General features: G+C 50.6%; 18 protein-coding genes. 16 read left to right on the top strand and 2 right to left on the bottom strand.

Annotation, left to right across the window (positions count from 1 at the left end; translation table 11 throughout):
• Positions 1–102 precede the first annotated feature (102 nt).
• Complete coding sequence (gene hemE, locus ACXAGC_RS06850; protein WP_474843558.1) at positions 103–1194, top strand: uroporphyrinogen decarboxylase; 1092 nt, start codon at positions 103–105, stop codon at positions 1192–1194.
• 30 nt (positions 1195–1224) lie between these two features.
• Here the strand turns inward: hemE and queG are convergent, their stop codons facing one another.
• Entirely contained in the window at positions 1225–2367 is a 1143-nt protein-coding gene (gene queG / locus ACXAGC_RS06845) for a tRNA epoxyqueuosine(34) reductase QueG (RefSeq protein ID WP_474843556.1), read from the bottom strand.
• A gap of 7 nt (positions 2368–2374) precedes the next feature.
• Between queG and ACXAGC_RS06840 the strand changes: the two genes are divergently transcribed.
• The 15 genes from ACXAGC_RS06840 (at position 2375) to ubiG (ending at position 19957) form a co-directional block, all read left to right on the top strand.
• Positions 2375–3874, top strand: coding sequence for an NAD(P)H-hydrate dehydratase (locus tag ACXAGC_RS06840; protein ID WP_474843554.1), 1500 nt, complete (start codon positions 2375–2377; stop codon positions 3872–3874).
• A gap of 20 nt (positions 3875–3894) precedes the next feature.
• Positions 3895–4377 (top strand): tRNA (adenosine(37)-N6)-threonylcarbamoyltransferase complex ATPase subunit type 1 TsaE, encoded by a 483-nt coding sequence (gene tsaE, locus ACXAGC_RS06835; RefSeq protein WP_474843552.1) that lies wholly within the window; start codon positions 3895–3897, stop codon positions 4375–4377.
• A gap of 41 nt (positions 4378–4418) precedes the next feature.
• Entirely contained in the window at positions 4419–5753 is a 1335-nt protein-coding gene (locus ACXAGC_RS06830; RefSeq protein WP_474843550.1) for an N-acetylmuramoyl-L-alanine amidase, read from the top strand.
• 19 nt (positions 5754–5772) lie between these two features.
• Positions 5773–7581, top strand: a complete 1809-nt coding sequence (gene mutL / locus ACXAGC_RS06825) for a DNA mismatch repair endonuclease MutL (protein ID WP_474843548.1) — start codon at positions 5773–5775, stop codon at positions 7579–7581.
• Positions 7578–8510: a tRNA (adenosine(37)-N6)-dimethylallyltransferase MiaA gene (gene miaA, locus ACXAGC_RS06820; protein WP_474843546.1), complete on the top strand. Its 933-nt coding sequence runs from the start codon at positions 7578–7580 to the stop codon at positions 8508–8510. The genes mutL and miaA overlap by 4 nt, the downstream gene beginning before the upstream one ends.
• 80 nt (positions 8511–8590) lie before the next feature.
• Positions 8591–8845 (top strand): RNA chaperone Hfq, encoded by a 255-nt coding sequence (gene hfq / locus ACXAGC_RS06815; RefSeq protein WP_119499852.1) that lies wholly within the window; start codon positions 8591–8593, stop codon positions 8843–8845.
• Positions 8846–8862: 17 nt separating this feature from the next.
• The gene (hflX, locus tag ACXAGC_RS06810) at positions 8863–10152 is read left to right on the top strand and encodes a ribosome rescue GTPase HflX (RefSeq protein ID WP_119499853.1); all 1290 of its coding nucleotides are present in this window, start codon (positions 8863–8865) and stop codon (positions 10150–10152) included.
• Positions 10153–10265: 113 nt separating this feature from the next.
• Positions 10266–11414 carry an FtsH protease activity modulator HflK gene (gene hflK / locus ACXAGC_RS06805; protein ID WP_474843543.1) on the top strand — a complete coding sequence of 383 codons (1149 nt, stop codon included), beginning with the start codon at positions 10266–10268 and terminating at the stop codon, positions 11412–11414.
• Positions 11415–11417: 3 nt separating this feature from the next.
• Positions 11418–12302 (top strand): protease modulator HflC, encoded by an 885-nt coding sequence (gene hflC / locus ACXAGC_RS06800; protein ID WP_474843541.1) that lies wholly within the window; start codon positions 11418–11420, stop codon positions 12300–12302.
• Between the two features lie 214 nt (positions 12303–12516).
• Positions 12517–14115 (top strand): AbgT family transporter, encoded by a 1599-nt coding sequence (locus ACXAGC_RS06795; protein WP_474843539.1) that lies wholly within the window; start codon positions 12517–12519, stop codon positions 14113–14115.
• 187 nt (positions 14116–14302) lie between these two features.
• Entirely contained in the window at positions 14303–15382 is a 1080-nt protein-coding gene (gene hemH / locus ACXAGC_RS06790) for a ferrochelatase (RefSeq protein WP_474843537.1), read from the top strand.
• Positions 15383–15442: 60 nt separating this feature from the next.
• Positions 15443–15859, top strand: a complete 417-nt coding sequence (locus tag ACXAGC_RS06785; RefSeq protein WP_474843535.1) for a DUF4112 domain-containing protein — start codon at positions 15443–15445, stop codon at positions 15857–15859.
• Between the two features lie 102 nt (positions 15860–15961).
• On the top strand, positions 15962–17602 hold the full coding sequence (locus ACXAGC_RS06780) for an acetolactate synthase large subunit (protein WP_474843532.1): 1641 nt from the start codon (positions 15962–15964) through the stop codon (positions 17600–17602).
• Between the two features lie 11 nt (positions 17603–17613).
• Positions 17614–19041, top strand: a complete 1428-nt coding sequence (locus ACXAGC_RS06775) for an aldehyde dehydrogenase family protein (RefSeq protein ID WP_474843530.1) — start codon at positions 17614–17616, stop codon at positions 19039–19041.
• Positions 19042–19192: 151 nt separating this feature from the next.
• Entirely contained in the window at positions 19193–19957 is a 765-nt protein-coding gene (gene ubiG, locus ACXAGC_RS06770) for a bifunctional 2-polyprenyl-6-hydroxyphenol methylase/3-demethylubiquinol 3-O-methyltransferase UbiG (protein ID WP_474843528.1), read from the top strand.
• Between the two features lie 32 nt (positions 19958–19989).
• Here ubiG and ACXAGC_RS06765 read toward each other — a convergent pair whose 3' ends face one another.
• Positions 19990–21684, bottom strand: coding sequence for an alkaline phosphatase D family protein (locus ACXAGC_RS06765; RefSeq protein WP_474843526.1), 1695 nt, complete (start codon positions 21682–21684; stop codon positions 19990–19992).
• Positions 21685–21815 lie beyond the last annotated feature (131 nt).

Here is a 21815-nt window from a genome sequence, read left to right as displayed (position 1 = left end):
ATTTGGTGTCAAAAACTGTGATTACTTGATCTGTGACCGCCGTTTCAACCTTATTTATTGGTATACTCCCGCCAGAATCAGTATTGAAAACAGAGGAAATGCATGACGGCTAACAGCCCTTCCACAGCGCGTCCGGCGCTGAAAAATGACAGATATCTACGCGCATTGCTGAAGCAACCTGTTGATGTAACGCCGGTTTGGATGATGCGACAGGCCGGTCGTTATTTGCCTGAATATAAAGCAACCCGGGCTGAAGCCGGTGACTTTATGTCGTTATGCAAAAACGCAGAACTGGCTTGTGAAGTGACTTTACAACCCCTGCGTCGCTTTCCTCTGGATGCTGCGATTTTATTTTCAGATATCCTGACGATTCCTGATGCAATGGGATTAGGTCTGTATTTCGAAGCCGGAGAAGGTCCGCGTTTTAAAAATCCGGTTACGTCAAAAGCGGATGTGGACAAAATTGGTGTCCCTGATCCCGAAGGGGAGCTTCAGTATGTGATGAATGCTGTGCGCACCATCCGCAGAGAATTAAAAGGTGAAGTACCGCTTATCGGTTTCTCAGGCAGTCCCTGGACGCTGGCTACTTATATGGTAGAAGGCGGATCAAGCAAGGCATTCACGAAAATTAAGAAAATGGCATTCGCAGAGCCTGCGATACTGCATGCGCTGCTGGGCAAGCTTGCCGACTCTGTCACCAGTTATCTGAATGCACAGATTGCTGCGGGCGCGCAGTCAGTGATGATTTTCGATACCTGGGGTGGTGTACTTTCTCCCCGGGATTACAAGGAATTTTCTCTTCAGTATATGGCACGTATTGTCGAAGGGCTGACCCGTGAGAGTGAAGGGCGCCGGGTGCCGGTGACTCTGTTTACCAAAAACGGTGGCATGTGGCTGGAAGCAATTGCTGCGACAGGTTGTGATGCAGTTGGTCTGGACTGGACAATTGATATTGCAGATGCCAAAGCCCGCGTGGGGGATAAAGTCGCGTTGCAGGGCAATATGGATCCGTCCATGCTGTACGCGCCACCTGCGCGTATTGAAGAGGAAGTGGCGGGCATTCTGGCCGGCTTCGGTGAAGGCTCAGGGCATGTGTTTAATTTAGGCCATGGTATCCATCTGGACGTGCCGCCTGAGCATGCCGGCGTTTTTGTTGATGCGGTTCACCGTCTGAGTCGTCAGTACCACAAATAAAAACGACGCTGTTTTTCTTTTTGGAAAGGGCTACGCATCACGCGGCAGCCCTTTTTTTATTACCCGGGTGAGACGCTGCTGTTGCCGGTTGCTGACTGTTTCCCTGTCTTGCTTCCCTGCCTGTTGGGCCAGCGCCCAGTCAATGTGTTCCTGAACCATCTCTGACACACTTCCCGAACGACCTTCAAGAGCCGACACAATGGCTTCACTGGCCGATGCATTGCCCATGGCGACGGCAAGATTCCGTAACCATTTTTCGTGTCCTATCCGCCGTATAGGTGAGCCTTCAGTATTTTTCAGGAACGTGGATTCATCCCAGGCAAACAGGGTGGTCAGAGGCTGACCGTGCAATTGCTTGCGGGCGTGGAAGTCTGTTTCTTCTGTAATTGCTGCATAGCGGTTCCAGGGACACACCAACTGACAGTCATCACAGCCGTATATGCGGTTTCCCATCAGCGGGCGATATGTTTCCGGAATCGGCCCGTTATTCTCAATGGTGAGGTAAGAAATGCACTTTCTGGCATCAACGGTATAAGGCGCGACGATGGCTTGTGTGGGGCAAATCGTCAGGCAGGCAGTACAACTGCCGCATCCTTCTTCTACCGGCTCGTCTACAGGCAGCGGCAGGTTGATGAACAACTCGCCGAGAAAAAACCAGGAGCCGGCTTCTTTACTGATAGTGAGGGAGTGTTTACCTGTCCAGCCGGTACCGGCCTTTTCAGCAATAGCGTGTTCCAGCACCGGTGCGGAGTCGACAAAAGGACGCCACTGCGCATCCTCAAACTGCGCAGATATTTTTTCCCCCAGTTGTTTCAGACGTTGCCGCAGTACTTTGTGGTAGTCACGGCCAAGCGCGTACCGGCTGACATAACCAATCTGATCATCAGAAAGATGGCGGGCAAAAGACGCATCCGGAGGAAGATAGTCCATGCGCACACTGATTACTCTCACGGTGCCGGGCAGTAACTCTGCGGGCCTGGCTCTTTTGGTGCCGTGCGCGGCCATATATTCCATATCACCGTGATAGCCCTTTTCCAGCCATGCCATCAACTTCTCTTCATGCTGACTGAGATCAACATCACTGATACCCACATGCTGAAAACCTAGCGCGCGGCCCCAAGCCTTGATATCGTTTGTTAATCTATTGAGATCGATTGATTGCAACGCGGACATGGAAACTATGCTGGATACTAAACTCGCGACAAGCTTATCACATAAACTCTTTCGCGCCGAACAGGTAAGAGAACACGAACAGGCCGCAGCGGAGCAGTCCGGCTGTGATCTGGCCACCCTGATGGAGCGTGCAGGTGCTTCGGTATTCCGTCAGTGTCAGAGCCTGCTGCCAAACACCCACGTTTATCTTGTGATGGTAGGGCAGGGCAACAATGCCGGCGATGGTTATATCGCTGCACTGAAAGCGAAAGAAGCAGGCAAGCAGGTGCATGTGTGCGCCGTCGAACCTCACCGTATTCTTGAAGGCGATGCTGGCCGGGCACAAAAACGCTGGCTTGATGCCGGCGGAAAAATTGAAGTCTTCGATAAAGGCTTGCTGGATAAAGCAGGACTGGTTGTCGACGCGATGTTGGGAACCGGTATCACCAGTTATATCCGCAATGAATTTGCTGATATTATTGATGCTATCAATGCTCATGCTATTCCGGTGGTCAGTATCGATGTGCCCTCCGGTCTCGATGCCAATACCGGTCAGTCATTAGGTCGCTGTATTGAAGCTGATGTCACCGTCACATTCGTGGGTATTAAGCCCGGTTTATCTACCGGTGCCGGCAAGCAGTCCTGCGGTAAGTTAGTTTACGATGACCTCGGAATCGGTAAAGCCTTCTCTGAACTCGCCCGTTCGTCAGCCAGCTTACTGGATATCGAACAGTTTCGCGGTATGGGTCCACGTGCGGTACACAGTCACAAAGGTACATACGGCCGGTTATTGTGCGTTGGCGGCAATAAAGGCACTGCCGGGGCAATCCGTCTGTCAAGTGAAGCTGCGCTGCGAAGCGGTGCCGGCATGGTGCGGGTTTATACCCATGAAGCGTCAACCATTCAGGTCAGCGCCGGCCGTCCGGAGCTGATGGTGACAGATGAAAATCTGGAAGATGCGTTGAGCTGGGCGACCTGCGTGGTGATCGGACCCGGTCTGGGGCAGGATGACTGGGCAGAAACCGTATTTCAAACGGTGATGAAGCATTGTCAGACTCATCCGAAGCCGATGGTGCTGGATGCCGATGCGTTGAATTTGCTCAGCCGTCAGGCCACTGCGTATACCATTAATGACTGTATTTTAACGCCACATGCCGGAGAAGCGGCGCGCCTGCTGGGTGTGTCTGTGGATGATGTGGAAGCTGAACGCTTTAATTATGCCAGACAATGCGCCCAGCGTTATCATGCCACCTGTGTGCTGAAAGGCGCGGGAACCATTATTGATAACGAGCGGTCTACCTGGGTAAGCAAACACGGTAATCCGGGTATGGCAACGGCGGGTAGCGGTGATGTGCTCAGTGGTATCCTGGGAGCGCTGCTAGCGCAGGGGCTGTCACGGGATATCGCAGCAAAATATGGCGTCACTGTGCATGCTAAAGCCGGAGATGATCTGGCTGACTTGTACGGCCAACGTGGTATGATTGCCAGCGATTTATTTGACGCCGTCAGGGTGCTCATCAACCAGTAGTATTTGTTGAAGCAGAGTTTATGTCGTACGCAGAACATGTTTTCCGGTCAGATTCACCGGAAGCCACACAAAAAATTTCAGAGCAATTAGCCAGCGCTGTTAAGAGCAGACTGCCAGCCGGCCTGGTGATTTATCTGGAAGGCGACCTGGGCGCCGGCAAAACGACATTTTCCCGCTTTTTCATTCAAACACTCGGACACGCGGGGCACGTAAAAAGCCCCACGTATACCCTGGTGGAACCTTACGAACTGGATGAAGTCTCTGTTTATCATTTTGATCTGTACCGTCTGGCGGATCCTGAAGAACTGGAATTCATGGGGATCCGTGATTACTTCGGTGAAAAGAGCGTTTGTCTGATTGAATGGCCTCAAAAAGGGGCCGAGTTCTTGGCATCTGCGGATTTAGTGATTAGTATTAACTCACATGATGATGTGCGGACATTGCACATTGCCGCGAAATCAGCGGACGGTGATGCTGTTGTTTGTGCACTGAGTGCCCCATAAAAAATAAAAAAGCTGACGAAAGGAAATTTTCAGGGCGAAATATGTTGCGCGTAATCGTTTACACAATCTGTTTGTGGTCACTGGCATGCGCTGCCTGGGCACAAAACCAGATTAGCGGAGTCAGGGCTGCACCTTCCGGTGACAGGACCCGCGTTGTGCTCGATCTTAAAACGGCGCCTGAATTTACCTATTTTTCATTAGACAACCCTGCCAGGCTGGTTATTGACCTTGCGGATACCGATAACGGCAGCGATTTGTCACAGGCTGATATCACCGGTGACCTGGTAAAGCGGGTGCGCCACTCAACACCAAAGAACAGTCAGTCAGCCCGCATCGTTATCGAAATGGCGAGAAAGGCAAAGCCTTCCATTTTTCCTGTTGAGCCTGATGGTCCCTACGGACACCGCCTCGTGGTTGACTTAATTGATCCGAACCCCGGCCCCGCTGCGCCACTGGCGTCGACTTCCGTCGTGCTGGATACGAAAAACAACAGTCGGGACCGCGATATTATTGTTGCCATTGATGCGGGTCACGGCGGTAATGACCCCGGTTCTATCGGCCGTGCCGGTACTTACGAAAAACACATTACCCTGAGTATTGCCAAATACCTTGAAAAACTGGTTAATGCGGAATCCGGCATGCGTGCAGTAATGACACGGGAAGGCGATTATTACGTCGGGCTGAACCGCAGACCAGAAATCGCCCGCAAAAGTAAAGCTGACTTACTGATTTCAATACACGCTGATGCCTTTACCACAGCCGGTCCGAGAGGCGGATCTGTGTGGGTATTGTCAATGCGCCGTGCTGATACTGAATTGGGTCGCTGGCTGGAAAGAACCGAACAGCATTCTGAATTACTGGGCGGCGCAGCAGAAGTGATTTCTGATAACGCCAGCGAGCGTTATCTGGCAGAAACCATTCTCGGTTTGTCCATGGATCATTCTATGTCAGCCAGCTACGACCTCAGTCAGAAAGTGATAAAAGAGTTGCGTGGCGTAACACGTATGCACAAGTCTTCTCCGCAGGCGGCCAGTCTCGCCGTTCTGACAGCGCCGGATATTCCGTCAATTCTGGTAGAAACCGGTTTTATCAGTAATCCGCAGGAAGAAAAAAACCTGAACTGGAGTGAATACCGCGAGCGGCTGGCTACCTCAATGTTTGAGGCAATCAAGACGTATTTTCGTCAGGTCCCGCCGGACGGCACCTTATGGGCTTCACAAAAATCCCGTAATTTAATTCACAAGGTTCGCAGTGGTGAGTCATTGTCCTTGCTGGCGCAACGTTACAATGTCAAAATCAGTACCATTAAAGCGGCAAATAACCTTAGCGGCGACACCGTACAGATTGGTCAGGAACTGACCATCCCGAGAACCTGAAACAAAGTCTGGAATTCCCTTGCCTATACAGCTACTCCCACCGCAGTTAGCGAACCAAATCGCTGCCGGCGAAGTGGTAGAAAGACCTGCGTCTGTTGTTAAAGAACTAATTGAGAACAGTCTCGACGCCGGTGCCACACGTATCGAACTGGATATTGAAAAAGGCGGGCAAAAGCGCATCAGATTGCGTGACAACGGTGGCGGCATCTGCAAAGACGAATTACCCCTGGCGCTCAGCCGTCATGCAACCAGTAAAATTGCAACGCTGGATGATCTCGAACAAATCATGTCGTTAGGATTCCGCGGTGAAGCACTGGCCAGTATCAGCTCAGTCAGCAGGCTTACTCTGACTTCCAGACCGGAAGATCAGGAACAGGCATGGCAGGCTCACTGTGAAGGTCGTGACATGGAGGTCACCGTAAACCCGGTTGCCCATCCGAATGGCACGACTATCGACGTGGCTGATTTGTTTTACAATACGCCGGCAAGACGCAAGTTCTTGCGCACTGAAAAAACCGAATATCAGCATATCGAAGATGTGGTCCGCAGGATTGCACTCAGCCATCCCGACGTGTCCTTTTTGCTGAAACACAACGGCAAGATGACAAAGCGTTATCAGGCTTCGTCAGCTGATCCTCTGACCCGCCGTATCAGTGCGGTAATGGGGCAAAAGTTTCTGAGCAACGCGGTTTACGTGCAAACCGGCTATGACGGCATGACACTTGAAGCCTGGCTGGGCAATGAGACCATGCTAAGAAGCAGTACCGACAGCCAGTTCAGTTTTGTAAACGGCCGGGGTATGCGGGACAAACTCATCCTGCACGCAATCCGTCAGGCTTATGAAAGTGTGTGGGGTGTGCTGGAACAACCGTCTTTCGTGGTTTACCTGACCGTTGATCCCCGTGATGTCGATGTGAATGTGCATCCGGCTAAACATGAAGTTCGCTTTCAGCAAAGCCGTCTTGTACATGATTTTATCTGTAAGGCCGTGGCAGATGCGCTCAGTGACGGTGACACCGGTGAGACAGCGCAGTTTGATGAGCCGGAACACGATTACATTCGCCCCCTTACACCGGCGCAACCGCAGGGTACGCATCAGGGGCTTTCGCCGGAAAATAACGGATACAGCACAACAGCAACGCAATCCGTGCCGCGGTCTTCACAGTCTTTTGCTGGTTCCTCTGCCGGAACTGCACAGGGACGCTATCAAGGAAGCGGGGCGGCAGGAGGAACGGGCCGTCACCGCAGTGCACCGGTGCCTGCCGCAACGGTGGCCGATTACGGGCAGCGCTACAGCACTTTGCTCAGCTCACAGATTGATACGCAGGAGACCTCTGCGTTATCATTCTTGCAGTTAAATGAATATGTAAGAATTTACTGTCATAAAAACAACTGTTTGCTTTTATCTGTAAACGCTATAATCGCCCAGTGGGTGGCGGCTCAAATTGAGCTGGCCGGCACATCGCAACCATTGCTGATGCCGGTATCAGTGGCCAACACGAATGTAAGTGAACAAACCGTTGAGGTTTTGCAAGATCACCACTTTGAAATCAGTCTGGTGGCAGGTAAATACCGGTTACAACAGGCACCTTCAGGATGCAGACATTTTCCCTGGGTGAACTGGTTTCCGGCCATGCTGACTTCCGGCGGGCAGAACCTGAATGATGTGCTAAAGTCTTTAATATCAGTGACAACCGTACCGGCTGATATTCTTACAGCAGTGTGGCACGGATTTGAATCGATGCCTGTCAGCGAACAGATTACTGTGCTGGAACAACAGGGGCGCAGCCAGCCTGCAGACAGATTAATAGAGACGTGGCCGGAATGAGTGAAAGTCAGAATATGAAGCCCGTCGTAAGTATTATGGGGCCTACCGCTTCCGGTAAAACAGGTCTGGCGCTGGAGCTGTCACAACGCGTACCTTGTGAAATTATCAGTGTTGACTCAGCACTGGTGTACAAAGGCATGGACATCGGTACGGCAAAGCCGACCGCGGAAGAACAGGCGCTGGCGCCACACTGGCTGATTGATATTATCGATCCGTCAGAAACGTATTCCGTGGCGGAATTTCGCCGGGATGTCATTTCGCTGGTTAACGATATCCATCAGCGCGGCAAATTGCCAGTGCTGGTGGGTGGTACGATGATGTACTTTAATGCCTTGATAAATGGTATTTCGCCCTTACCTAAGTCTGACGATGAGGTGAGAGCGGGCATTGTCCGGGATGCCGGGGCGCATGGATGGCAAGCCTTACACGATGAATTATCTCGTGTAGACCCTGTAAGTGGCGCCCGCATTCACCCGAATGATCCGCAGCGTGTAACACGGGCGCTTGAGGTTTACCGGTCGACCGGCCGCAGCCTCACTGACTGGCAGGCCGAAAAAGGCGAGCCATGTCCTTTTCAGGTGACGCAATTTGCGATAGCACCGGAAGACAGAGCAGTGTTACACGGTCGTATTGAACAGCGGTTCGATATGATGCTTGAAGATGGCTTCATTGATGAAGTGAAGACATTGTTTGCCCGGGGTGATCTTCATGAAGATTTACCCTCTATACGTTCAGTAGGATACCGTCAGGCGTGGCAGTATTTACAAGGGCAACTCGACTATGCAGAAATGCGTGAGAAAGGTATTATTGCAACGCGTCAACTTGCAAAACGGCAGCTGACCTGGTTAAGAGGCTGGCCGGAACTGCACTGGCTTGACACGTTTGCTAACCATAATTTGACGAATATTTTGTCAAAAATCACACTTTAAGTGTTGGAGTGTGTTATACATTAAGCGCGGTGGCAAACGTATATGTTTGCCATGGAAATAATAAAAACTAAGGATATCAAATGGCTAAAGGGCAATCACTACAAGACCCATTCTTGAATGCGTTAAGAAAAGAGCGTATTCCCGTATCCATTTATCTGGTAAATGGGATCAAACTTCAGGGGCAAGTGGAATCGTTCGACCAGTTCGTGATTCTGTTGAAAAACACAGTTAGCCAGATGGTTTACAAGCATGCCATTTCAACGGTTGTACCATCACGTGCTATCACTATGCCTAGCTCAACCCAAGGGGATGCTGAAAATAGTAAAAGTGAATAATTTAAAAGGTACATTGCTTGTTTGACCGTTATGAAGCCGGTGAACAGGCTATTCTTGTTCATGTAAATTTTGCTGACGAGAACAGCAAAGAAGATCTCGCCGAGCTTGAATTGCTCGTATCTTCTGCGGGAGTGAATGCGGTAGACGTACTTACGACGTCGCGCAGTGCTCCACATGCTAAGTATTTCGTTGGTTCTGGTAAAGCCGAAGAGATTGCTGCTTCTGTGAAAGCGCATGATGCTAATGTAGTGATTTTCAATCATGCGTTATCGCCGTCTCAAGAGCGGAATCTCGAAGCCATCTGCAAATGCCGGGTCTTAGATCGTACCGGCCTTATCCTCGATATCTTCGCACAACGTGCCCGGACACATGAAGGTAAGTTGCAAGTGGAACTGGCACAGCTTCGACATATTTCTACCCGGTTAATTCGTGGATGGACACACCTTGAGCGCCAGAAAGGCGGGATAGGTCTGCGTGGTCCGGGTGAAACACAGCTTGAAACTGACCGCCGGTTGTTACGTGGCCGTATTAAAGCCATTCTCCGTCGGCTGGAGAAGGTACAGAAACAACGTGAGCAAGGGCGCAGATCGCGCAAACGTGCCGAAATTCCCACGGTTTCTCTGGTTGGCTATACCAACGCAGGGAAATCGACGTTATTTAATACCATCACAAATTCCCACGTGTATGCAGCTGACCAGCTGTTTGCCACGCTGGATCCTACTCTGCGCAAAATTGACTTGCAGGATGTGGGGCCGGCTATTCTGGCAGATACCGTCGGGTTTATCCGTCATCTCCCTCACGACCTGGTTGCAGCATTTAAAGCCACGTTACAGGAAACACAGGAAGCGGATTTACTGCTTCATGTTGTTGATGTGGCAGAAGCAAACTACCGTGAAACGATGGATGAAGTGAATGCGGTGCTTGAAGAAATTGAAGCAGATGATATTCAACAATTAATAATCTGTAATAAGATTGATAAACTTGATGAAATATCACCGCGTATAGATAGAGACGACGAGGGTGTACCTGTTCGTGTATGGGTGTCTGCTCATTCCGGAGAGGGGCTCGATTTATTGAGTAAAGCACTTACCGATTGCTTAGGACAGAGCATGGTAAGTTACACACTGCGGATCCCCCCGGCGCAAAGTAAATTGCGCGGGGTGTTGTATGATTTAAATTGTATCGCAAATGAGGCCTATGACGACGGCGGTGACTGGGTAGTGGATGTAAGAATGCCCACCAGCGACTGGAACCGTTTAGAAAAACGCCTTGATGACGGCTTGTCCGGCTATGTGGTACATCATTAAACGACAGATTCGTAACGACAGATTTTAAAATCAGATCCCAAAATAATTGAACGGCTGTTCATCGCGGGCAGCTTATTCAGTTATCGGGGGTTAACCACTTATGGAGTATCAGCATGGCTTGGAATGAGCCGGGTGGCAAAAATAACGACCCGTGGAAAAACCGCGGCGGTCGCGATCAGGGGCCCCCGGATTTGGACGACGTGTTCAAAAACCTGTTTGGTAAATTCGGAAAAATGGGCGGTGGCAACGGTGGTTCAGGTAAAAGCCTGGGCACAGTCGGCGCTGCTATTCTAATCGCGCTGCTGGCCGTAATCTGGGTGGTAAGCGGGTTCTATACCATCCGTGAATCAGAACGTGGTGTAGTGCTTCGTTTCGGTGAATATTCTCAGCAGGTAGAACCTGGACTTCGCTGGAAGCCAACCTTTATCGATACCGTTATTCCGGTTGATGTCACATCTATCCGCGACCAGGCTTCGAGCGGCTCCATGCTGACGGAAGACGAAAACGTGGTGCGTGTTCAGATGGAAATGCAATACCGCGTGGTAGACCCGTATCGCTGGACGTTTGCGGTAACCAGCCCTGAAATGAGCCTGAGCCAGGCACTCGACAGTGCAATCCGTTATGTTGTAGGTCACTCACAAATGGATGACGTATTAACCGATGGCCGTGAGGTTACCCGTCAACGTGTCTGGGAAGAGCTGCAATCTATTCTTGAACCTTACGATCTTGGTGTCACCATCACTGACATGAACTTCCGTGATGCCCGTCCGCCTGAAGAAGTGAAAGATGCATTCGATGATGCTATCGCTGCTCAGGAAGATGAACAGCGTTTCATCCGCGAAGCCGAAGCTTACGCACGTGAAATTGAACCCCGTGCCCGTGGTCAGGTTAACCGGATGAACGAAGAAGCACAGGCTTACAAAGAGCGTGTCATTCTGGAAGCGCAGGGTGAAGTGGCCCGTTTCTCTGAGCTGCTGCCTCAGTTTGAAGCTGCGCCTCAGGTTACCCGTGAGCGTATCTATCTGGAAACGATGGAAGAAGTACTGGGTAAAACCAGCAAAGTGCTTGTCGACAGCAAAGGTGGAAATAACATGATGTATCTGCCGCTGGATAAAATGATGGAACAAAAATCATCATCTGCGCCGGCCCGTTCATCTTCGTCTTATCAGTCGCTGCCATCTTCATCCGGCAGTAACTCATCGGGCTCAGCAACGCAGAGTTCCGGTTTCCGTGACAGTCGTTTCGGTAACGGAGGAGAATAACGCATGAAGAACTTACTCATTGCAGTAGTAGTACTGTTTGTTATTTTGCTGTCCGGCTCGTTATTTGTCGTAAGCGAAGGCGAAAGAGCAATTGTTATTCAGTTCGGTAAAGTACAACGTGATGACGCCACCGGCGAAACACGCGTATTCGAGCCCGGCCTGCATTTCAAATTGCCGTTTATCGATTCTGTCCGTCGTCTGGATGCCCGCATTCAAACGCTGGATGATGTGCCTGATCGCTTCGTTACTTCAGAGAAGAAAGACCTTATTGTCGATTCCTATGTGAAGTGGAAAATTGCTGATTTCGCAAAATATTACCTCTCTACACAAGGTGGTAATAAGTTGCAGGCAGAGGCGCTTCTGAAACAGAAGGTGAACAACGGTCTGCGTTCTGAATTCGGTGCCCGCACCATTGCACAAATCGTATCCGGTGAGCGTTCTGCACTGATGAATCAGGCAATGGAACAAGCCAGCGAATCATCTAAAGAACTGGGTATTCAAATCGTTGACGTACGGGTTAAGCAAATTAACCTGCCTAACGAAGTCAGTAACGCGATCTTCCAGCGTATGCGTGCAGAGCGTGCTGCGGTAGCCCGTGAGCACCGTTCGGAAGGTCAGGAACAAGCCGAAGTGATCCGTGCAGATATCGATGCAAAAGTTACCGTTATGCTGGCAGACGCGGAGCGTAATGCCCGTCAGGTACGTGGTGAAGGTGACGCACTGGCAGCACAAATCTATGCAACGTCTTACTCGAAGAACCCCGATTTCTATAGCTTCCTGCGCAGCATGGATGCCTATCGTAAGAGCTTCAATGGTAAAGATGACGTGATGGTGCTTGCACCGGACAGCGATTTCTTTAAATACCTGGATAATTCCAAGGGTAAATAAATCGTAACTTACTGAAAAACCCGCTTTAAGCGGGTTTTTTTATGCCCTTAAAACCCACTGTCAGACGTTTTTTTCGTCGTCCTAAAGTATGGAAAATAGCCGCTTTACAGCCCTTTTGCTGCGAAGACGCTGTTTATTCGCTATACTGTGCGCGACATTATTATAATCAGGCTGCATAAAATGCAGATCTGAATAAAAACGACAGAGGTTTATCTTGAGTTCCAATCAGTCTCAGGTGCCGTCCCGCGGGGATGCTGCACAGAGCGGATGGTTCGCACGATTTTTGGCTACCGTTGAGTGGCTCGGGAATTTGTTGCCGCATCCGATCACATTATTCGCATTACTATCTGTATTCATCGTCATCTTAAGTGGCATCCTGGGCTACTTCGATGTGGCTGTGGCTGATCCCCGTCCTGTAGGCGCAAAAGGCCGCGAAGCAGACGGCATGATTGAAGTCATCTCGCTGATGAGTGCTGAAGGCCTTCAGCGTATCGTTACCGGTCTGGTGACCAACTTCACAAGCTTTGCTCCGCTTGGTACCGTGCTGGTGGCATTGTTGGGTGTCTCTGTGGCAGAGCACTCCGGTATGCTTTCCGCGCTGATGCGTTCCCTGGTGATGGGTGCACCTAAGCGCGTGGTCACATTCGCCGTGGTGTTTGCCGGCATTCTTTCAAATACCGCATCTGAGCTGGGATATGTTGTCCTTATTCCGCTTGCAGCCATGATCTTTCATTCTCTGGGGCGTCATCCGCTGGCCGGGCTGGCTGCTGCATTTGCCGGCGTGTCGGCGGGTTACAGCGCAAACCTGTTACTTGGCACCGTTGACCCGTTACTTTCCGGCATCACTGAAGCCGCCGCGCATATGATTGACCCTGAATATGTGGTTGGCCCGGAAGTAAACTGGTATTTCATGTTCATCAGTACCTTTGTCATTGCCATCATGGGCACCTTTGTGACTGAAAAAATTGTCGAGCCAAGGCTGGGTAGGTTCAACGAATCGGATGCCTCTGTGGAACTGGAAGGCCAGTCCATGGAAGCGCCAACGGCTCTGGAAAAGAAAGGTCTGAAAATGGCCGGACTTGCATTCGTTGCAGTGTGTGCTGTGCTGGCACTTACCGTTGTACCTGAAAATGGCCCGCTGCGAAATCCGGAAACCGGCCTTATAACCGGTTCGCCTTTTCTTAAAGGTATCGTTGCTTTTATTTTCATTACCTTTGCTATACCCGGCTTCGTGTACGGCAGGGTAACTGGTTCGATGAAAAACGACCGCGATGTAATTAACGCCATGTCCAAAAGTATGGGAGCAATGGGTCTCTACATCACGCTGGTATTCTTCGCCGCCCAGTTTGTAGCCTTCTTTAAATGGACAAACCTTGGTACGTTCCTCGCCGTTAAAGGTGCAGCGCTGTTGCAGGCCGCGGGTCTTGACGGGCCGTCGGTGTTCATTCTGTTTATTTTAATGTGCGGACTGGTGAATCTGTCGCTGGGCAGTGCCTCGGCGCAGTGGGCTGTGACTGCGCCCATTTTCGTGCCCATGCTGATGCTATTAGGTTACGCACCGGAAGTGATTCAGGCTGCATATCGTATCGGCGACTCGGTTACCAACGTGATCTCGCCGATGATGAGCTATTTCGGTCTGATCCTCGCTATGGCGGCTAAGTATCGTAAGGATGTCGGAATGGGCACTCTGATTGCCATGATGCTGCCTTATTCTATGGTGTTTATCCTTGGCTGGTCGCTGCTGTTTTTCTTCTGGGTATTCCTTCTTGGTATGCCTGTTGGACCGGGTGCGGCAACCTTCTATACACCTTAACGAAATGTAAAGTCTCTGAGGCCGGCGAATACCGGCCTTTTTTATTGGCGACCCGCAGCGATAGTAATCGCTTAAACTGAATCAAATAATCGTTATAAATGTCTGATTCCGGGGATCAAAATTGTCTCAGGTTCAGTATAATTAATTGTCTTTTTGATTAGTTGGCAGCGATTTCAGGTAAAGCAGCATGAAATATATTAACTCTACCCATTTCACACATGGCCAGGCAGACCGGCTGGGCGTGCTGATCACCAATTTAGGTACACCTGAGCAGCCGACTAAAGCAGCGCTGAAGCCTTACCTGAAAGAGTTTCTTTCCGATCCCCGGGTTGTCGAAGTTCCCCGCCTGATTTGGTGGTTCGTACTCAACGGGGTGATCCTTAACTTCCGGCCCGGACGGTCTGCAAAAGCCTATTCCACAGTGTGGACAGACGAAGGTTCACCGTTAATGGCGATCACTAAGGCTCAGCATGCAGCACTGGCAGAGAAGTGCCGGGAGAAATACGGCGACGATGTGGTAGTTGATTTTGCCATGCGCTATGGGCAGCCGTCCGTGGCGTCTGCCATCGACAGAATGCTCAGTCAGGGCGTGAGAAAGCTGGTAGTACTGCCGCTGTATCCGCAATATTGTGCATCCACCACTGCGTCGACTTTTGATGCTGTGGCAGCCGATTTTACCCGCCGCCGCTGGATGCCGGAATTGCGCTTTGTAACGCACTACAATGACGAACCCGCCTACATCGAAGCGCTGGCTGCGAGTGTCAGGCAGCATTGGAAGGAAAACGGGAAAGCTGATTTGCTGGTTATGTCCTATCACGGGATCCCGAAGCGTTATCTGACCAATGGTGATCCATACCACTGCGAGTGTCATAAAACATCAAGATTGCTGGCTGAAGCGCTGGATCTGAAATCAGACGAATACATGACCACCTTCCAGTCCCGTTTTGGCCGCGAAGAGTGGCTTCAGCCTTACACTGACGAAACCATGAAAGGATTGCCGGGTAAAGGCGTGCGGTCCGTGCAGGTACTGTGCCCCGGATTTTCTGCGGACTGCCTGGAAACCATTGAAGAAATCGGTGAGGAAAACAAAGACTACTTCATGGAAGCTGGCGGAAAGCGTTTTGAATATATTCCTGCGCTAAACGACTCACCGGCACATATAGATACGTTAATGACGCTCATCGAACGTAATCTGCACGGCTGGCAGGCTTCTGCACAAAACCGTAAACGGGAAGCACTGGCTAAAGCCCTCGGTGCAGACAGGTAAGCTGTCCGGTGATAAAAGCCGGATTAGCCCGGCTATTTATCGTTGAACAGGAGAATGACCATGGACAGTAATGTAAAAGCTCCGGAAGAGCTGCTCAAGGCACAAAAATGGGCAAACATGCTGGATACGGCGATAAAGTTGCCTGTTATTCCCTTCCGTATCGGGCTTGATTCTATTATCGGTCTCATCCCGGGCGCCGGTGACGCTGCCATGCTCATTGCCGGTTTTCGTATTATCTCTCTTGGAAAAAAGATGGGCATGCCATCCGGCTTGCTTAAAACTATGGTACGTAATTCTATTATGGACTTCGCTCTCGGCTTCATCCCGTTTGTTGGCGATATTGCCGACTTCTTTTATAAATCTAACAGTAAAAATGTGCAGATTATGGAGAAGTGGTGGATAAGTAATAATAAGGCTGCGGTCGACCGCGCCACGCAGGAAAAATTGTCAGCCTGGCAGGAGCAACTCACCGACTGACCCGGCGTTCCGGCCCGGAACTGTAAACAAACCTAATCGCTTTTAGCTTTCCCGCCGTAGCACACCTTACCTGCTAGTAAACGTAAGGAGCGACAGAACGGAATGAAAGCCTCAGACCTCTTTGTTAAAGCGCTTGAAGCTGAAGGTGTGGAATACATCTTCGGTATTCCGGGTGAGGAAAACCTCGATTTACTGGAATCTCTCCGCACATCTGACATTAAACTTGTGCTGACCCGCCACGAACAGGGAGCGGGATTCATGGCCGCCACCTACGGCCGGCTCACCGGTAAAGTTGGCGTTTGTTTATCTACTCTCGGCCCCGGCGCAACGAATTTAGTGACGCCCGCCGCCTATGCGCAACTCGGCGCTATGCCGGTGTTAATGATCACTGGCCAGAAGCCGGTAAAAACCAGCAAACAGGGGCGTTTTCAGGTCATTGATGTGGTAGATATGATGCGTCCTATCACTAAATACACAACCCAGATTGTCAGCGGTGACCGTATCCCGTCTGTGGCGCGTGAAGCTTTCCGCCTTGCATCAGAAGAACGCCCCGGCGCAGTGCACATTGAATTGCCGGAGGACATTGCTGATGAAAGCACTTCAGCGTCCCTGTTGAAGCCCAGTTATACCCGCAGACCGATAGCAGAGTATAAAGCCATCCGCGAAGCTGTTGAGATGATTGAAAGGGCTGCGTCTCCATTGTTACTTATCGGTGCCGGCGCAAACCGTAAACTCACAGCAAAAATGCTCAGAGAGTTTGTAGATAAAACAGGGATCCCGTTTGTCACCACCCAAATGGGAAAAGGGGTGCTTAATGAAAGTGATCCTCTGTTTGCCGGAAACACTGCGTTATCCGACGGTGACTTTGTCCACCGTGCCATCAGCCGTGCTGATCTCATTATCAATGTAGGCCATGATGTGGTTGAGAAGCCGCCGTTTTTTATGCACGACGACGGAAAGAAAGTTATTCATATTAATTTTGAGCCGGCCGCTGTTGACCCTGTGTACTTCCCTCAGGCAGAAGTTGTCGGCGACATCGCTAACAGTATCTGGCAAATAAAGGAAAAGGTATCGCCTCAGTCCGGCTGGAAGCTGGATTTTTATAAAGATGTGCACGATGCCTATGTCAACCACAGGCGGGAAGCGGAAGATGATGACCGGTTTCCGGTTCTGCCGGAACGTTTTGTCCGCGATATCCGCAAAGTGATGCCGGATGAAGGTATTGTGACGCTGGATAACGGCGTGTACAAAATCTGGTTTGCCAGAAACTATCCGGCTTACCACCCCAACACATTACTGCTTGATAATGCCCTTGCCTCTATGGGGGCCGGTCTTCCATCTGCTATTGCTGCAAAACTCGTTAACCCTGACAAGCCCGTAATCAGTGTATGCGGTGACGGTGGCTTTATGATGAACAGTCAGGAACTGGAAACTGCCGTCAGACTCAATCTCGATCTGACTGTCATTATTCTCCGGGATGACGCTTACGGCATGATCAAATGGAAACAGGCTCATATGTCTTTCGACAACTTCGGGCTGGACTACGGGAATCCTGACTTCGTGCAATATGCCAACAGCTATGGCGCCAAAGGCTGGCGCATCGAAGATACCACATCACTCAGCGAGGTTATCACCCGGTGCATTAATACGCCCGGCGTTCATGTGGTGGACTGCCCGGTTGATTACAGCATGAATGATGAAACGCTGAATCAGACAATCCGCGAATTAAGTGACAAGCTTTAAGGAGTTCTTACATGTTGAATGAAAGCTATCCCTACTATCTTGCAAGCAAACCTGTGTTTGCTAATACCGATCTGGAAGTTACGAACAAGTATACCGGTGAAGTGGCAACCAGAGTGGCCAAAGCCGGTGCTGATGTTATCGACAAAGCCATTGCTGCGGCAGAAAAGGCGCAACCGGCCATGGCGGCTATGAAGCCCTATGAACGTAAAGCGGTACTGGAACATTGCGTAAAACGCTTTACAGAACGTAAGGACGAGTTGGCAATGGCGCTGTGTATTGAAGCCGGAAAACCGATAAAAGATGCGCAGGGAGAAGTAACCCGCCTGATTGATACTTTTCAGATAGCGGCTGAAGAATGTGTGCGTATAGAAGGTCAGGTGCTGAACCTTGAGATATCCGACCGCGCTTCCGGCTACCAGGGCATGACAAAGCGGGTGCCCATTGGTCCCTGTTCATTTATTTCGCCGTTTAACTTTCCGTTAAATCTGGCCGCGCATAAAGTCGCGCCGGCGATTGCTGCCGGTTGTACGTTTGTTCTGAAACCTGCTTCAAGAACACCCATCGGCGCGTTGATTATCGGTGAAGTGCTGGCAGAAACAGATTTACCTGAAGGGGCATTTTCCATTCTGCCATGTAACCGTGACGGTGCGGATTTGTTTACTACTGACGAACGGTTGAAGCTGTTGAGTTTTACCGGCTCCCCCGATGTGGGCTGGGCACTTAAAGCCAAAGCCGGTAAAAAGCCAGTAGTATTGGAACTTGGCGGTAACGCTGCCTGCATCGTGGATGAAGATGCTGATATTGATGATGCTATCAAACGCATTATCGTTGGCGCCTATTACCAGTCCGGTCAGAGCTGTATCAGTGTGCAGCGTATACTGGTACACAAAAACATTTATGAAACCTTCCGTGAAAAATTCGTTCATGAAGTATCGGCATTAGTGGCCGGCGATCCTGCAGATGAAAACACGTTTATCGGCCCCATGATTTCAGAGTCTGAGGCGGAAAGGCTGGAGGACTGGATCCACGAAGCCAGAGAGGCCGGCGCAACGGTTCTGTGTGGTGGCACACGAAAAGGCGCTATGCTCGATGCCACCGTCATGGAAGGCGTACCGGCAGACTGTAACGCCAGTGCAGAAGAGGCTTTCGGGCCGCTCTCGGTTTTAGTGCCATTCGACGATTATGACGAAGCCTTAAAAGAGGTTAATAACAGCCGCTATGGTTTGCAGGCAGGCATCTTCACCCGTGATTTGTATAAAGCTCATGAAGCGTGGGATGTTCTGGAAGTCGGCGGCGTAGTGATCGGCGATGTGCCAAGCTGGCGGGTTGATAATATGCCCTATGGCGGGGTGAAGGATTCCGGCCTTGGCAGGGAAGGGATCCGCTATGCCATTGAAGATATGACCGAAACCAGGCTGATGGTTATCAGAACACCCTGATCCACCGTCAGTAAGGGAATAAACCCGGGCCGGTGTCACTACCGGCTGAAACCCTACGTGAGATTTTTTTCATTTGCTATCATCCGCCAGGTTGATTTAATAAAAGAAAAGTTGTCTCTATTATCCCTGATAACAGTGAACAGGCCTCAATATGTTAGATAAAAGTCAGTTAAGCCCACCGGTTGCGACAGCGAATGTGAACGCTCAGGAAATCGCCCGCTTTGATGCGCTGGCTGATGCATGGTGGGATCCTGACGGTAAATATAAAACCGCGCTGTCTTTCAATGCCGCGCGGGTAGATTTTATCGAACAGGCTATCAATAAGCATTTTCGTCCTAAGGGATTGGCCGATGCATTGTTTGAGGGCTTATCAGTATTGGATGTTGGCAGTGGCGGCGGGTTGATTTGCGAGCCTCTGGCTAAGCGTGGCGCAGACGTGACCGGCATTGATGCCAGTGCGACCAGTGTCGAAGTTGCAAGACGGCATGCACTGAAGCAAAACTTGCCTGTAAGCTACCACCATTGTCTGGCCGGTGAATGGGCAGATAAAGGACAACAGTATGATGTGGTTATCAATGCTGAGGTGGTAGAACATGTACCTGATCAGCAAACGCTGATTCAGGAATGCGCCTCCATGGTTAAACCGGGCGGGTTACTCATTCTGGCAACCTTAAACCGTACTTTTCGCAGTTTTATTGTTGCTATTGTGGGGGCCGAATATGTTATGCGCTATCTGCCGGTGGGTACGCACAGCTGGTCAAAGTTCGTGACACCTGAGGAGCTTGACAGCTGGACAGGCAGTCAGTTTGTACGTCACACACAAAGCGGGTTTAAGCTTAACCCGCTCACCGGACACTGGAAAACCACGCCTTCCATGGCGGTAAACTATCTCTGCTGCTATAAAAAGCAGACCTGACAGTGCGGTCTTCCCGTCCGGTAGTGGGTTGGTCAGCTTAGCAGCTCAGGTTGGGTGAACCTGGCGGTATGGACACTGGCTATGTGCACATCTTCCGATGAAATACTGCTTACGTATAACCAGTTAGCCTCTACCTCCTGAGGCGTAAAGGTCACTGTCATGTATCCTCTCAGGTTCAGATTGCAGTATTCAAGATCTTTCACCAGCAGGGGCAGAGCTTGTGCCAGGCGGTGTGCCTCATTGTTATCCATCGTCAGATAACTCTCCATTCCGGGAGACGAGACACTGGATGTGCCGAATTCTATACCTACAGCCTGATTGTTGCCGGTGGTCAGTTTGTTGCACCAGCCGTTGTGCGTATCGCCGGCAAAGACGATCGCCGCTTTTCCTTTTTCCCTGAACTGCTTATAAAGTGTTTCCCGTTCTGCCGGATAGCCGTCCCAGGCATCAAGATTATATGCCATCGTGGTGTTTAGCCGCGCGGTTTCTTCATCGCTCACCGGTTGTCCGGCAATTTGTTTGCGGCGAATATCAGCAAGAGCATGGATTTTTGAAGGAATTTCTTCCCGTGGTGTACCGGAGAAAATTTCTGCCGGGAAAAACATTTTTCCCATTAATACCTGTTGTCCCAGCACCTGCCAGGTCGCTTTACTCTTTTCCAGGGATTCAAATAACCAGTCCCGTTGTTGCAAGCCCAGCATAGTGCGGTCTTCTGCCATCAGCGCGGCAGTGAAGCCGATGTCATCAAACTGGCCGGTCTCTTCGTCAGTAAAAGCGGCGTAACTAAGTTGCTTATCCCGTCCGATAATACGGGTGTCCAGCATGTACAGTGACAGCAAGTCACCAAATTCGAACGTACGGTAGATTGTTGGATCTGTGTCGCTCACCGGTGGCCGGATGGGCAGCCACTCATAGTAGGCCTGTACCGCAGCGGCGCGGCGTTTAAAGAAGTCGCCTTCATCCGGCTGGTGGTTTTCGGCACCTGTGGTGTAGGTATCGTTTGCCACTTCGTGGTCGTCCCACACTACAATCCAGGGCTTATTCTGATGCAGGGCTTTTAAGCCTTTATCAGTGCGGTAAATCGCGTACCGGTTCCGGTAGTCCGCAAGGGTGATAATTTCTTCATTGTTATCAGTGGCGAATGTGCGGCCTAATTCAGCAGCACGCTCTGTGGCGTAGCCGTCCCCGGCATATTCGTAAATATAGTCACCGAGATGCAATACAAAGTCGATACTCTCATCTGCAGAAGCTGCCAGATAGGGCGTAAAAAAACCGGCAGGGTAGTTTGAGCAGGAGAACAATCCGAGTTTGACGTTGTCGACCTTTCCCGCCGGTAAAGTAAGTGTTTTCCCCACAGGTGATGTTTCTGTGGCAGTTGAAAACCGGTAAAAATAGCGGGTGGACGGTGATAACTCCCGTACATCTACTTTTATTGTGTAGTCACGGGCAGCGATGGCTTTGGCATGTCCCGAACGGATGATATCTGAGAAGTTACTGTCTGCTGCAATTTCCCAGAAAACCGTTGCCGAAGGGGAGTTGCCGGCAGGCACTGCTCTGGTCCATAAGATAATGCTGTCCGCAGACGGGTCACCACTGGCAACACCATGAGAAAAAGAAACCGGATTCTCCGGTAAGCCTGCAGTTGAAGTGCACCCGGTTAAACCGGTAGAAATAACCATACTGCCGCTCAGTGCGGCGGATAATTTAAGAAATAAACGGCGGTCCATGTGTCATCCTGAGCCGGGTAAAAGCTCATACTAGTCAGCATATATGACGAATTCGTGGCAGGTGGAGTTGGATAACTGTTGAACAGTGCAATGCTTTTGGCAAATAACTGTTATAATGGCGCCAAAGCAAA

The sequence above is a fragment of the Alteromonas sp. AWJ4_197 genome (genome assembly GCF_056160285.1).
The sequence above is the reverse complement of the archived record's forward strand: the minus strand, read 5'-3'. Positions and strand labels throughout refer to the sequence as shown.